General features: G+C 67.8%; 11 protein-coding genes and 1 tRNA gene. 3 read left to right on the forward strand and 9 right to left on the reverse strand.

Annotated elements, in window-relative coordinates; genetic code table 11:
- Positions 1 to 111: 111 nt before the first annotated feature.
- From N1F91_RS19445 to N1F91_RS19460, 4 genes are all read right to left on the reverse strand, one after another.
- A complete protein-coding gene (locus N1F91_RS19445; RefSeq protein ID WP_289994742.1) occupies positions 112 to 1,017 on the reverse strand; it encodes a DUF3102 domain-containing protein in 906 nt (301 codons plus the stop codon).
- Positions 1,018 to 1,403: 386 nt separating this feature from the next.
- Positions 1,404 to 2,144, reverse strand: coding sequence for an NYN domain-containing protein (locus N1F91_RS19450; protein WP_289994743.1), 741 nt, complete (start codon positions 2,142 to 2,144; stop codon positions 1,404 to 1,406).
- Between the two features lie 75 nt (positions 2,145 to 2,219).
- On the reverse strand, positions 2,220 to 2,390 hold the full coding sequence (locus tag N1F91_RS19455) for a hypothetical protein (RefSeq protein WP_289994744.1): 171 nt from the start codon (positions 2,388 to 2,390) through the stop codon (positions 2,220 to 2,222).
- 2 nt (positions 2,391 to 2,392) lie between these two features.
- Positions 2,393 to 2,797, reverse strand: coding sequence for an XRE family transcriptional regulator (locus N1F91_RS19460; protein WP_289994745.1), 405 nt, complete (start codon positions 2,795 to 2,797; stop codon positions 2,393 to 2,395).
- A gap of 423 nt (positions 2,798 to 3,220) precedes the next feature.
- Between N1F91_RS19460 and N1F91_RS19465 the strand changes: the two genes are divergently transcribed.
- The gene (locus tag N1F91_RS19465; RefSeq protein ID WP_289994747.1) at positions 3,221 to 3,382 is read left to right on the forward strand and encodes a hypothetical protein; all 162 of its coding nucleotides are present in this window, start codon (positions 3,221 to 3,223) and stop codon (positions 3,380 to 3,382) included.
- 279 nt (positions 3,383 to 3,661) lie between these two features.
- On the opposite strand, the gene N1F91_RS19470 is transcribed toward N1F91_RS19465, so the two are convergent.
- Positions 3,662 to 3,736, reverse strand: a tRNA-Gln gene (locus N1F91_RS19470).
- 209 nt (positions 3,737 to 3,945) lie between these two features.
- On the opposite strand from N1F91_RS19470, the gene ppdK reads away from it, so the two are divergent.
- Positions 3,946 to 6,615 (forward strand): pyruvate, phosphate dikinase, encoded by a 2,670-nt coding sequence (gene ppdK, locus N1F91_RS19475; RefSeq protein WP_289994748.1) that lies wholly within the window; start codon positions 3,946 to 3,948, stop codon positions 6,613 to 6,615.
- Positions 6,616 to 7,588: 973 nt separating this feature from the next.
- Here ppdK and htpG read toward each other — a convergent pair.
- On the reverse strand, positions 7,589 to 9,481 hold the full coding sequence (gene htpG / locus N1F91_RS19480) for a molecular chaperone HtpG (protein ID WP_289994749.1): 1,893 nt from the start codon (positions 9,479 to 9,481) through the stop codon (positions 7,589 to 7,591).
- Positions 9,482 to 9,702: 221 nt separating this feature from the next.
- Here htpG and N1F91_RS19485 point away from each other — a divergent pair, with 221 nt between their 5' ends.
- The gene (locus tag N1F91_RS19485; RefSeq protein ID WP_289994750.1) at positions 9,703 to 10,608 is read left to right on the forward strand and encodes a hypothetical protein; all 906 of its coding nucleotides are present in this window, start codon (positions 9,703 to 9,705) and stop codon (positions 10,606 to 10,608) included.
- An 82-nt stretch (positions 10,609 to 10,690) separates the two neighbouring features.
- Here N1F91_RS19485 and N1F91_RS19490 read toward each other — a convergent pair whose 3' ends face one another.
- From N1F91_RS19490 to N1F91_RS19500, 3 genes are all read right to left on the reverse strand, one after another.
- Positions 10,691 to 11,092: a DUF427 domain-containing protein gene (locus N1F91_RS19490; protein ID WP_289994753.1), complete on the reverse strand. Its 402-nt coding sequence runs from the start codon at positions 11,090 to 11,092 to the stop codon at positions 10,691 to 10,693.
- A gap of 39 nt (positions 11,093 to 11,131) precedes the next feature.
- Entirely contained in the window at positions 11,132 to 12,526 is a 1,395-nt protein-coding gene (locus N1F91_RS19495; RefSeq protein ID WP_289994754.1) for an aminotransferase, read from the reverse strand.
- Positions 12,527 to 12,703: 177 nt separating this feature from the next.
- Entirely contained in the window at positions 12,704 to 14,053 is a 1,350-nt protein-coding gene (locus N1F91_RS19500; protein WP_289994756.1) for a hypothetical protein, read from the reverse strand.
- Positions 14,054 to 14,220: the final 167 nt, after the last annotated feature.

The raw sequence follows: 14,220 nt of genomic DNA on the forward strand, positions 1-14,220 counted from the left end.
ATCGGCGGGCTCTCATCGTCAGACCGATCCGTGGCTCTTCCGTGCCTCAGTTCCGTGGATGTCAGCTTGGGATTGACAGACGTTGAGCCGTTGCCAACATAGTCCCGCCAGTCACGGCATGCGGATCAGAACATCGAACTGCTCAGCCGACTTGATGTAGAGCAACCGGAACTCAAACAGCGACAAGCCAAGGCTCTTCTTGAGCATGTCGAGCGCCTCGCTACCGGCCTGCTTCCGCTCTTCCACCTTAGCCGCCTGCTTTTCTTGCACGCGCTTGTCGGCGCGCTTCTGCTTCAAAAACTTGTCGAAGGTTTCCGCCCTCGAAGGTGCAGGCTTCAAGCCCTTCGCGATGCGCTCGGCAGCCTTGGCGTCACGCTCGGCGACCTTCGCCTCGCTGATCATGTCGATCACCTCATCGATCGACGGCTGCCTACCTGCTTTGATGAGAGCCGTCACGCCTTTCACAGCCGACTCCGGGACGTTCTTCGCGGCAAGCCTGTAGATGGAAGACGGCGGCAAAACCGCAACCGTTTCGTTTTTCGACGTGAATTCGGCAGCCTTCATGAAGTTCTGTGCCGAGCGTTCCGACCACCCGAACTCCGCTTCAATCCATGAGGTGAAGTTCCCGTGACCAAGCAGCGGCTTAACTTTCAGGAGATCGGCGCCGGTTTCCAACATGTTGTTCGTGCGCCGGTCGTGGATACGCGCGGCGGCCGTCTGGGCTGCTTTCGCTGCTGCCTGCGATAGGACAGTGTAATCGAACTTCCCGATCGAAGGGACGGTCGACGACGTTCCAGGCACCTTCTTGTCGTCAGCTTCGAGATCAGCCTGGAGGCTTGCCAGTGCCTCATCATCAAGGCAGTCGTCGACGGCCTCTGCGGTCACGACGGAGACAACGGCCGGCAGGTTGGCGGACGTGGACTTGGAATTGACGACGGGCTCGTGAGGCAATTTGCCGAGCGGCAGGTCTTCAAGGACGAGTTCATCAGCGATGTGGGTATTCTGATCGTTGCTCATAAAATGTTACTTTCGCCCGGGTGAAGGTTCCGTCACGGCTTGAACGATCGTCACGTCTCACAATGCCAAGCGAATATCGCCTGAATAAAGCTGAATTCTTATAAGCACTTGTTTTTTCGGCGGAACCGCCGGGCATTGCGCGGCCTTTGCGTCATCGGCCGCCGGGCCATTGTCGCCGCCCACCAGGAAAAACGCCGAAGCAGGCCGTGATCAGACGATTTCGTTCGCACCCAACTGCGCTCGGGCGGGGATATACAAGGCACCGCCTGTCTCTCCGATCTCGAGACTATCGACGCTGTGGTAGGTGTTGCATCATGGCGGCCGATGCCGCGAGTGATTGAACTGGCCAATTTGAAGGCGGGACGGTGCCGCAATGTGAGTAGAGATCAGATCCCGCCTACCTTGGAGGCGCCAGACATCAATCGCACCCTCCAATGCCCGACCGGATACTGGCTCACGGTGAGCCGCCTCTGGGCCTTCAGAAGTTCGAGCAGCGTGCGCTTGCCATAGGTGCGGGGATCGAAATCGGGCGCGTGCCTGACCAGCTCACGATCGAGATCCTCGACACCGACCCAGCCACCTGCACCGGGATGCAGCCGCGCAATCGCGTCCCGGATTTCGTTGCGGGCATCGCGCGGCTCTTGCAGCGGCCTGCGACCGATGATGGCAGGATGAGCGGGCGTGTCCGGCATCAGGTTCTCGGTGAAAAGGAAGCGCGCGCAGGCCTTCCGGAACCGCTCGGACGTTCCCCAGGGGCCGAAGCCATAGACCGGCAGGCCTGCCTCTCTGATGCGTGTGCTGAGCCGGACGAAGTCGGTATCGCTAGAGACGATGGCGAAGCCGTCGACGCCGCCGCCGTGGAGCAGATCCATGGCGGCGATGACGAGGGCGATGTCGGCAGCGTTCTTGGATCCCATGGCCAGCACCGGGTAGTGGCGCAACTCAATTGCACAGCGGATGCACGCCTCGCGCCAAGCGGCACTGGTGTGCTCGTAGTCGCCGAAGCCAAGGCGAATGTCGCAACGCCCGTAGCGCTCAAGTTCGGCCAGGACGCCGTCGATGGCAGCCGCGCTGCCGTTGTCGATGTCGATCAGCAGCGCCAGGCGCTGCGGGATGAGGTCGGTCATGCCGGGTTCCAATGAGAATGAGGAGGCGCGGGGAGGGGACGTGCCTGCCGGCGCGCCGCCCTGTCGAATTCCGCCCTACATCCTGAACACCTGCCGCAGTGCTTGCGTCCGGGCCAAGGTCGGGGCCGGGTCGCCATCGTGGGAGGCCAGCCGGATGACTTCGATCCAGTAGCGCTCGTTCTCGGTGATCGGCCTGTTCATGCGCTCGACCAGATCGGCGCGCGAAGCGATGGTCAGATCAGGCATAGTCACTTCCCGAAGATCGCGCGCAGGGCGGCGAGCGCCCGGTGGGTCAGCCTCGGGTCGGCGCCCTCCGAGAACTCGCGGATCGCCTTCAGCCAGCCGACCTCGTTCTCGGTGACGATGGTGCCGAAGATCTCGTCGATGGCACTCGGCGTCATGCTGCCACCGAGCTGTTCCAGCGCAAGGCGGAACAGGAACCTTGCGTCGCACTCGAGGGCCTTGGCCAGCGCGGGCACCCGGTCGAGCGGGACCTTGGCGGTTCCGGTCTTCAGCATCGAGAGCACGTTCGGCGTCTTGAAGCCGGCCTCGATGGCGATCTCGTGCTGGGATTTCTTGGGGCTGAGCTCGAGGATGCGGCGGTCGATGAACTTCGCGACGCGCGTCTCGGCGTAGGGCTTTCCGTTGGACAATGTCTTAAACCTTCTGTTGCGAATTCTATGCATTCGTTATAGCAACAGAAAATAGGAATTGTTCACACTCTCACAAATTAAACACAATAGGACCTACAGTGTGATATCGTGCTGCTGATTATTCTTTCAAAGAAGACGAAATCTCTTCCTTTCTATTTAGTGTTCCTTCTTGTTCATTTCCGTAGAGGCCTGTCATTGACGACTTGCCGTGTCCCACGACTGCGCCGATCTCGTCATCCATGAATCCGGCGAGCCGGGCGCGATCAACTGGGATCTCTCGCTTCCGATTTTTGAACAGGTTCGACGACAGCCGGGCCATTTAGCCTGCCTGATTAGTCCGCTCGATCCCGTTCGGACTGTCGCTCCAGGTGCTCAATGTCGGCGCCTGAGCTTCTGGCAAAGATGGCGGTAGAGCACGTTGCCATGATCGATCGCGAAAGCATGCTCGGCAAGGAAGCGATCCGCATCTGCCTCGATCTGGCGGGTATCGCCGCTTACGAAATCCGACCGAAGGCGGGGGGGAGTAAAGCGCGCCTACGTGTCGCTCTGCCGCCGATCATGCCAATCTTTGATGCCCTCGCATAGAAACTTCACAAACACGGCACTTACCAGAGGTTGGGCCGCGCCGTCGGGGGTGAACTCATAAATCGCGTCGGATTCGTCGGTGCCCCACGTTCCTAGATACTCGCCGTCCTGAGTGATCACAGTGCCGTCTTCAAGCAGATTGATCGGCCATCGAAGATTCATTTTGCCCCCGAGGCTGGGCGATTCGGATGGAATGCCATGTGTATCGTCCGCATGACTGTAACACATGCGATTATCTAAGGTCGCCTAAGCTGTTGTTTTTATTGAGCAAAGAGCGCTTGGCTGGGGCGCCTGGATTCGAACCAGGGGATGGCGGTACCAAAAACCGCTGCCTTACCGCTTGGCTACGCCCCAAGACCGTGCCGCGATGCGGCGCGTTATATTGCTCCGCTCGGCTCGGCGCAATATCCCCGTGACGGTCGGAACCCGACCGGCCTGCGGCGGCTTTCACCCCGGCCCGCGCGGCCCGCCGCTGCAAAACGGCCGCGCCTGTGTTTTTGCGATGGAAATGCGCCGGTCGAGCCTCTAACACGCGTCTTGTGCACTGCAACGGAGGAATGGCCATGGCGAAGTGGGTCTACGGATTCGGCGGCGGCAAGGCGGAAGGCGGGGCGGGCGACCGCAACCTGCTCGGCGGCAAGGGCGCCAATCTGGCCGAGATGAGCGGCCTTGGCCTGCCCGTGCCGCCCGGCTTCACCATCACCACCGAGCTCTGCACCTGGTATTACGGCAACGGCCGCAGCTATCCGGCCGACCTCGACGACCAGGTCGATGCGGCACTCGACGAAATCGGCCGGCTCACCGGCAAGCGCTTCGGCGATCCGGCGAGCCTGCTCCTCGTCTCCGTCCGCTCCGGCGGCCGCGCTTCCATGCCCGGCATGATGGACACCGTGCTCAATCTCGGCCTCAACGACGAGACCGTCGAGGCGCTGGCGCGCGACGCCGGCGACCGCCGCTTCGCCTATGACAGCTACCGCCGCTTCATCCAGATGTATTGCGACGTCGTGCTCGGCCTCGACCACGAGGTCTTCGAGGAAATCCTGGAAGACCAGAAGGCCAGCCTCGGCCTCGACCTCGACACCGAGATCAGGGCCGACGACTGGGTGCGCATCGTCGAGCTCTACAAGGCCCGCGTCTTCGAGGAGCTGGAGCGGCCCTTCCCGCAGGACCCGCGCGAGCAGCTCTGGGGCGCCATCGGCGCCGTGTTCCAGTCCTGGATGAACCCGCGCGCCATCACCTACCGCCGCCTGCACGACATTCCCGAAAGCTGGGGCACGGCCGTCAACGTCCAGGCCATGGTGTTCGGCAACATGGGCGACACCTCGGCCACCGGCGTCGCCTTCACCCGCAACCCCTCCACCGGCGAGAACAAGCTCTACGGCGAGTTCCTGGTCAACGCGCAGGGGGAAGACGTGGTGGCCGGCATCCGCACGCCGCAGAACATCACCGAGGCCGCCCGCATCGCCGCCGGCTCCGACAAGCCGTCGCTGGAAAAGCTGATGCCCGCCGCCTTCCGCGACTTCGTGGCCATCGCCGACACGCTGGAGCGCCACTACCGCGACATGCAGGATCTTGAATTCACCATCGAGCGCGGCAAGCTGTGGATGCTGCAGACCCGCTCGGGCAAGCGCACCGCGAGGGCCGCGCTGCGCATCGCCGTCGAGATGGCGGCCGAGGGCCTGATCACGCGCGAGCAGGCGGTGGCGCGCATCGACCCGTCCTCGCTCGACCAGCTTCTCCACCCCACCATCGACCCGAAGGCGTCGCGCGACGTCATCGCCATCGGCCTGCCCGCCTCGCCTGGGGCGGCCACGGGCGAGATCGTCTTCTCCTCAGACGATGCCGAGGAGGCGCGCGCCGCCGGCCGCAAGGTCATCCTGGTGCGCGTCGAGACCAGCCCCGAGGACATCCACGGCATGCATGCCGCCGAGGGCATCCTGACGACACGCGGCGGCATGACCAGCCACGCTGCCGTGGTGGCGCGCGGCATGGGCAAGCCCTGCGTCTCGGGTGCCGGCGCGCTGCGCGTCGACTACCGCAACCAGACCATGCTCGCCATGGGCCGAACCTTCCGCAAGGGCGAGGTCGTCACCATCGACGGCGGCTCCGGCCAGGTGCTGTCCGGCCGCGTGCCGATGCTGCAGCCCGAGCTGTCGGGCGATTTCGCCGCCATCATGCAATGGGCAGACGGCATCCGCCGCATGACGGTCCGCGCCAATGCCGAGACGCCTTCGGATGCCCGCACCGCGCGCTCCTTCGGTGCGGAGGGCATCGGGCTCTGCCGCACCGAGCACATGTTCTTCGAGGGCGGCCGCATCATCGCCATGCGCGAGATGATCCTGGCCGACACCGAGAGCGGCCGCCGCGCCGCGCTCGACCGGCTCCTGCCCATGCAGCGCTCCGATTTCGTCGAGCTGTTCGAGATCATGGCCGGCCTGCCCGTCACCATCCGCCTGCTCGACCCGCCGCTGCACGAGTTCCTGCCCAAGACCGAGGCCGAGATCGCCGAGGTGGCGGCAGCCCTCGGCGTCACGCCCGAGAAGCTCGCCCAGCGCACCGAGGCGCTGCACGAGTTCAACCCGATGCTCGGCCATCGCGGCTGCCGTCTCGCCGTCTCCTATCCCGAGATCGCCGAGATGCAGGCCCGCGCCATCTTCGAGGCCGCCGTCGAGGCGGGCCGCAGGACCGGCAGCCCGGTCGAGCCCGAGATCATGGTGCCGCTGGTCGGCATCGTGAAGGAGCTCGAATTCGTCAAGGCGCGCATCGACGCCGTGGCAAAGGCGGTGATGGCCGAGGCCGGCATCACCATCCCCTATCTCGTCGGCACCATGATCGAGCTCCCCCGCGCGGCCATCCGCGCCCATGTGATCGCGCAAGCCGCCGAATTCTTCTCCTTCGGCACCAACGACCTGACCCAGACCACCTTCGGCATCTCCCGCGACGATGCCGCGCCCTTCCTCGAGACCTACCGCCAGAAGGGCATCATCGACGCCGACCCCTTCGTCACCCTCGACGTCGACGGCGTCGGCGAACTCGTCCGCATGGCCGCCGAAAAGGGCCGCGCCACCCGCCCCGGCATCAAGCTCGGCATCTGCGGCGAACACGGCGGCGACCCCGCCTCGATCCGCTTCTGCGAAGACGTCGGCCTCGACTACGTCTCCTGCTCGCCGTTCCGTGTCCCGATCGCAAGGCTCGCCGCCGCGCAGGCGGCGGTGGGGAGGAGTGGGGAGTAGGGAATGGCGAAGGGCGAATGGGGAATGGCGAATAGCGAATAGGGAGTAGGGAGTAGGGAATAGGGAATAGGGAATAGGGAATAGGGAGTAGGCAGTCGGCAGTCGGAAACCGGCCCCCGCCTCGACCCCCGTCCTCTCCCCCCAACGGGGGGAGAGGTGGCCCGGGCGAAGCCCGGGACGGAGAGGGGGGCCTTGCGCCATCTCCCCCTACACCTCCGCCCGCAGAACCAACCCGCCGCCGCCGCGCCCCTTTCCTCGCCCCCCAACGGGGGGGTCCGAAGGACGGGCGAGACCCGTGGCTCGCCCCTGGTGGCCCGGGCGTAGCCCGGGACGGTGAGGGGGGCCTTGCGGCGCTTCAGCCCCATTTGAGCGGCGGACAAACGAGCGCCACCACCGACCCGCCCATCCTCTACTGCCATGCTGTCGCGGACCTCGAGGGCACGGCCAAGCACCCCCTCACCGTCTCGGGCTCCGCCCGATCCACCTCTCCCCCTGCCCGGGGGAGAGGAACCGCAGTTCCGGCCTCGCGCCCCACATACGGGGCACGAGGGAGAACGACCCCGCCGCCGCCGCGCCTATCCTCTACCCCCAACGGGGGGAGAGGTGGCCCGGGCGCAGCCCGGGACGGTGAGGGGGTCTTGCGCCATCTCCCCCTACACCTCCGCCCCCAGAACCAGCGAACCCGCCGCCGCGCCTATCCTCTACCCCGCAGGGGGGAGAGGTGGCCCGGGCGCAGCCCGGGACGGAGGGGGGGGCCTTGCGCCGCCCGCCCGCAAGAGGCCCAAGAATGACCGCCACCCCGTTGCACCCCCGCAGGGGTCTGAAGAACGGACGTGTCCGCCGCCGCGCCTATCCTCTACCCCCGCAGGGGGGAGAGGTGGCCCGGGCGAAGCCCGGGACGGAGGGGGGGCCTTGCGGCGTTTCCGCCTGCCGCTTCGCCCGAAACGGCAAGCCCCGCCGCCGCCGCCGCCCCCTACGCGCCCCCGATACTCCGCTCCACCAGCCGCGACAGCCGCTGCGAGAAGGCCTTCGCGTCGAGCGGCTTGTCGCCGTCGAGCACGCGCGCCTCGTCGAAGAGCAGATGCGCGACGTCCGCGCGCAGCTCGGGGTCGCCGTCGCCCAGCCGCGCGAGCCCGCGGATGCGCGCGTTGCCCGTGTTGATCTCGAGCACGGGCCGGGCGGCGCCGTCGAGCCGGCCGGCTGCGCCGAGCAGCCGTTCGATCTGGCGGTCCGGCCCGCCTTCCGGCGCCACCAGGCACACCGCGCTTTCCGTCAGCCGGTCGGAGGCGCGCACATCGGAGACCGCCTCGCCGAGCGTCTCCTTCACGAAGGCGATGAAACCCGCCATCTCGGGCGTCGTCTCCGCGTCCGGCCGCTCGGCGTCCGCCGGCAGCGCGATGCCCGACAGGTCCGCTCCGCCCTGGGTGACGGACTTCAGCGGCCTGCCGTCGAAATCGTCGACCATCGTCACCCAGAAGCTGTCCACCGGGTCGGTAAGCAGCAGCACCTCCACCCCGCGGGCGCGGAATCCTTCGAGCTGCGGCGAGGCTTCGAGCCGGGCGCGGTCGTCGCCGGTCATGTAGTAGATCGCCGTCTGGCCTTCCTTCATCGCCGCCACGCAGTCGGCGAGGCTGCGCCAGCCTTCGCCCGAGGCGGTCGAGCGGAAGCGGGCGAGCTTCAGCAGCTGCTCCCGCCGCTCGAAATCCTCGTAGAGCCCTTCCTTGAGCACGACGCCGAAATTCTCCCAGACTTTCGCATAGGCCTCCGCGTCGCTGTCCGCGAGCTTCGCCAGGTCGCCGAGGATGCGGCTCGTCACGCCCTTGCGGATGGCGGCCATCAGCGGGCTGTCCTGGATCATCTCGCGCGACAGGTTGAGCGGCAGGTCGGCCGAATCGACGAGGCCGCGCACGAAGCGCAGGTAGCGCGGCAGCAGGTCGGCCTCGTCGGTGATGAAGACGCGGCGCACGTAGAGCTTCATCCGGCCCTTGCGGTCCTGGTCGAAGAGATCGAATGGGCGCGATCCGGGAACGAAGGCGAGCGCGCTGTATTCGTGGCGGCCTTCTGCGCGGAAATGCACGGTCGCGGCCGGCTCGTCATACTGGCCCGAGAGGCCGCGGTAGAAATCGGCATACTCCTCCGGCGTGATCGCGTTCTTCGGCCGGCTCCACAGCGCCGTGCCGTCGGCGACGTCCCGGGGCGCCTCGCCGGGCGTGTCGCGAAGCGCGATCGGCACCGGCACGTGGCCGGACTGGTCCTTGATCAGCCGCTCCAGCCGATGCGGCGTGGTATAGTCGTCCGCATCGTCCATCAGGTGCAGCATCACCCGCGTGCCGCGCTTCGGCGCATCGGCGAGGTCGGCGGGCGCGATCTCGTAGGAGCCCTTGCCGTCGGAAGACCAGCGCCAGGCCTCCTCGCTTCCGGCCCGGCGCGTCAGCACGTCCACCCGGTCGGCCACCATGAAGGCCGAGTAGAAGCCGACGCCGAACTGGCCGATGAGCTCCGCCCTCTCGCCGGATTTCGCGGCCTCGACGCGCTCCATGAAGGCGCGGGTGCCGGAGCGGGCGATGGTGCCCAGCGCCTCCACCAGCTCGTCGCGGCTCATGCCGATGCCGTTGTCCTCGACCTCGAGCCGCTTCGCCTCCGGATGCGCGGTGATGGTGATCGCCGGCCTGCCGTCGTCGCCGAGCAGGCCCGGCGTCTGGGTCGCCTCGTAGCGCAGCTTCTCGCAGGCGTCGGCTGCGTTGGAGATCAGCTCGCGCAGGAACACGTCGCGGTCGGAATAGACCGAGTGCACCATCATGTGCAGCAGCCGGGCGACGTCCGCCTCGAAGGATCGGGTTTCGGTTTCCTTGATGTCTGTCGTCATGGGAGAACACTCGGGCTGCGGTGGGATGAATCGGGGATGTCCAACAGATGGCCGCAACCGGCGCCGTCTTCAAGACATTCATGTCGCCCGCGCCCGCGCCGGACCGGAAAACGGGCGAGCCGGAAATTTTTCTCCGTCCCTCTGTCCACGCCCCCGCCGACCGTCCGTAGACTTCACACCGATGCGACGGGCACCGGCCCGTCCGGAACGGAGGGACGGGCATGGACTGGCATCTGGCGATCGAGCGGAACCGGGAGGCGCTGAAGCGCGTCCTGGCTGCCATCGTCGCCCTGGCCGGGCCTGAAATCCGGGGACAGTTTACGCATTTCCTCTCGCAGGCCGCCGCCGGTCCGCAACCTGCGCCGGCGGAAATGCGTAGACTGTCCCCGCATTTCCCCGCGCCGACGCTGCCGCGCCGCCTCCACCGGGCCGCGCTGCGGCTGCTGCGGCCGGCCGAATCGGCCGCCCGCCGGCTGATCATCGTCGCCGCCCGCGCCCTTGGACGGGACCTCCACGCCCTCACGAGCGAAACCGCGACGGCGGCGGAAGGACAGGCGGTCCCGCCGCGCCGGCCCGCGCCGAAATCTCCGGTCCCGGTCCTCCACCGGCTCGGCATCGCGGCCGTGGTCCCGCCGGGCGTCGTTGCGGCCGCAGCCGCCCCGCGCCGCGTCTGCGCCACGCTTTTGCTGCCGCTCAGCGACCCGCCCCGGTCGTTTTCGCCGCGTCGGCGCACCGTGCCGCCGCACGCCGCGCCCCGCATCCTGAGCCTCGACGGCCAAGCCCCGCATCGGCTGCCGCCGAAGCCGTCGCCGGGCGATGCGGTGGACGCGACGCGGCTGTTGCGGCGTCTGGCGGCGCTGGGCGCCGCTCTCGACGACCTGCCGGGGCAGGCGCGGCGGTTCGTGCGCTGGCAGGTGCGCCGCGCGCGCGCCCTGGCGCGGGAACGGGCGAAGGCGCTGGCCGGGGGGAAGGTGCTGCTGCGCTTGCGCCGCCTCTCGCCGCTTCGGTTCGGCCGACCGCCCGGCCTGCGCGCCCGGGCGCGCGCCGCGGCCGACGCGTGTCAGCAGATCCTGCGCGACCTGGACTGGTTTGCCCGGCACGCGCTTGCGCCGCCCGACACCTCCTGATCGACCCCGATCAGCAGGGCTGCTGCGTCATCCCGCCCGGATTTCCTCCGGCAGCGGCCGCAGACCCGCGCCCGCGCGAGGCTCACGCGGTCTCGATGGTCACCCTGTCGGCATAGAAGGCGCCATGACCGCGGATCGCTTCCATCTCGTCGAAGGGCGTCTCGTAGGCCCACATCACGTCCGGGCTGGCATCGCCCGGCAGGCCGATCAGCCAGTAGGTCGCGTCGCCCTTGAAAGGGCAGTGGGTCATGGTTGCGCTGCGCGACAGCGACGTGAAGTCGATGTCGGAAAACGGGATGTAGAGCACCGGCTTGTAGCGCGCCTCGACGAGTTCCAGCGCCGCCTCGGTCGAGGCGATCACCTGGTCGCCGGCCCGCACCACCACCTTGCCCGCATGCGGGGCGATGGTGATCGTGTGGCCGGGCCGGTCGCGGAAGCCGGGGGCGGGGTTCGGGGCGGGCGTGAGCGGGTCGGGAAGGGTCATGCCCCCGAACCTAAGCCGTCCGGCCGCGATGGCAAGCCCTCACTGTGCCCGCAGGCCCTCTCGCGACACCAGCGCCTCGGCGTCGGCCAGGCCCTTGTCCAGCCGGTCGAACAGTTCGGTGAGCTCGCCCTCGGTGATGATCATCGGCGGGCAGAGCGCGATCGTGTCGCCGATGGCGCGCAGGATCAGCCCGTGCCCCTCGAGGATCTTCGCCACCTGCGCGCCGACGCCCTTCGTGCCATCGAAGGGCCGCTTCGTCGTCTTGTCGGCCACCAGCTCGACGCCGCCCACCAGCCCGCAATAGCGCACCTCGCCCACCAGCGGATGCTCCTTCAGCGCGTCGAGCCGCGCGGCAAAGACCGGCGAAAGCGACCGCACGTGGCCGAGAATGTCGCGCTTCTGGTAGATCTCGATCGCCTTCACCCCCAGCGCGCAGCCGAGCGGATGGCCGCCATAGGTGAAGCCGTGGCCGAAGGTGCCGATCTGGCGCGAATGGTCGACATAGGCCTGGTAGATGTCCTCCGGCACCATCACGGCTCCCAGCGGCGCATAGGCCGCGGTCATCTGCTTGGCCGCCGAGATGGTGGTCGGCGTCATGCCCAGCGACTGGCAGCCCCACCATTCGCCGGTGCGGCAGAAGCCGTTGATCACCTCGTCGTCGATCATGATGATGTCGTGCTCGTCCAGCACCGCCTTCACCGCCGGATAATAGCCGGCCGGCGGCACGATCACGCCGCCGGCACCCATCACCGGCTCGGCAATCATCGCCGCGATCGTCTCCGGCCCCTCGCGCTCGATCAGGTCGCGCAGCGACTTCACGATGCGGGCGGTGAACTCCGCCTCGCTCTCGCCCTCGGCGCCGAAGCGATAGTAGTGGGGACAATCCGTGTGCAGCACCCGGTCCACCGGCAGGTCCCATCCCTTGTGGTTGTAGGGCAGCCCGGTCAGCGAGGCCGACATGATGGTGACGCCGTGATAGGCCTTCACCCGGCTGATGATCTTCTTCTTCTGCGGCCGGCCCATGGCATTGTTCATGTACCAGGCGAGCTTCACCTGGGTGTCGTTGGCCTCCGAGCCCGACGAGGTGAAGAACACCTTGGAAATCGGCACCGGCGCGATCTCCTTCAGCTTCTCGGCCAGTTCCACCGCCGGCTCCATGCCCTTGGCGCCGAACAGGTGGTAGTAGGGCAGGGCGCGCATCTGCTCGGTCGCGGCCTCCACCAGTTCCTCCTCGCCGAAGCCCAGCCCCGCGCACCACAGGCCGGACATGCCCTCGATGTATTCCTTGCCGCGCGTGTCGTAGACGAACACGCCCTTGCCGCGCTCGATCATCAGCGGCCCGTTCTCGCGCAGCCTGTGGATCGGCGTGTAGGGATGCAGCAGCGCCTCGACGTCGCGGGCTTGGATGTTCGACAGCGGCGGGTGGGTGTTCATGAGGACGAAGCTCCGCAGGACGGGCGCGCCTCCGTGGCGGCGCGCAGGACAGATCGCCGCGAGGCTAGCGGTTCCGCCGGCGCGAGGAAACCCGCCCCGCCCGCTGGCCCAGTCGAATGGCGCCGGCGGAACAAGGCAGGCGGCGCGCCCGCCGGGCAGGCGGACGTGAAGCGCCCGTCAGGCGGCTGCGCGCGAGGGCAGGCTCTTCAGATGGGCGAGCAGGCCGCCATAGGACACCGCCATGCCGGCGAAGGGATTGTCGCTGCCCCGCGCGTCCTCCATCCGGAAGGAACGGCCGTCGGCGCGCAGCAGCACCAGCACCGTCGTCGGCGCCTCGTCGCCGGCAAGGTTCACCGCCGCCACCCGCTGGCAGTCGTGCACGGTATGCACGGGCATCTGGAACAGGAAGCGCCCGGCCGACTGCTCCACCGCGCTGCGCACCGCCGCCTCGAATCCCCTGGCCAGGATGTCCTGCGCGCCCAGCGCCTCCTCGAAGTTCGCGGCCGCGGCCGGCGCGTCGCCGCCGGTGTCCTGCTGCGGAACCATGATCGCCTCTGCAACGACGATGCCTTCGTCGCGCTGCGCATGGGCATCCTCGGCGGCTTCCACCGTCCCGCCGGTCTCCGTGCCCTCGAGAACCTGCCCCTGGTCGGCCGGCGCCTGAGCGGGCGACGCAGCGACCGGTGTCTCGGCCGGGGAAGCCTCCGCGATCGGCTGCGCCTCCGGCCCGGCGGAGGCGGAGGCCTCGGCTGCCGCGTCCTCCGGCGTGCTGGCGAACGCCTCGACCGTGGCCGCATCCTCCGCCGCCACCGGCTCCGCCGTCATGGCGACGAACTGGTCCCCGGTCTGCGCGATCGGCGACAGCCCGGCGAACTCGACCGCGGACGCCCCGATCTCGAACGCCCCGACTTCGGACGGCTCGACCGCTGTCGGCGCATCCGCATCCGGATCGGGCATCGCGTCACCTGCCGCGGTCTCGTCGCCGGCCGGCTGCGCAATCGCGGCGACCTGTGCAATGACCACCGTTTCGGCCTGCACCGCGACGACCGTTTCGCCGGGCGCGCGGTCATCCTCGGCCGGCGCCTCCGTGGCCAGCATGTCGGCGGCCATCTCGTCGAGCGCCAGTTCCAGCTCGACGGCCTCGCGCAGCACATCGGCCTCCGCGGCCGCGGTCGCATCGGCGGCTGCCGCGGTCTTTTCCGGCTGCGCAATGAATTCAGGCTCGGCGCCGGCCCGGTCGGAAGCGTCCGCATCCGCGTCGGCAAGCGCGCCGGCCGGCTCATTTTGCGTTTCGGCCGTGCCGAAGCCCGGCGCAGCGGCCGCAGGCGCGTCGAGGTCCATCGCCAGGTCGGCCAGTTCGAGTTCCAGATCGTCGATGGCGTGGTGCAGGTCGTCGGTTCCGGCGGCTTCGGCAGGCGCGGGAGACGAGGCCTCCTCGGCGGCGTGCACCGTCCGCGATGCGGGGGAGGCATCGTCGAGAACGGAAAGCTCGGGCAGGAGAAAATCGTCGTGCGGGCGCGAATCCATTGCGGGGTTCTCCGTCGTGTGTATCGCCGCCCCGACGAATCAAACTTCGACGGCGAGCATGGCCTTAGTATGGCAGGTCCGGATCGCTTGGCAATTTGCGGCCCAAAGCGGTTCGCGCTACTGGACAAGCCGGGAGCCGGACAGGCTATAGGTAGGCATCAAAAAAC

It is taken from the genome of Aquibium sp. ELW1220, from assembly GCF_030398385.1.
In the GTDB taxonomy this organism is placed as follows: domain Bacteria; phylum Pseudomonadota; class Alphaproteobacteria; order Rhizobiales; family Rhizobiaceae; genus Aquibium.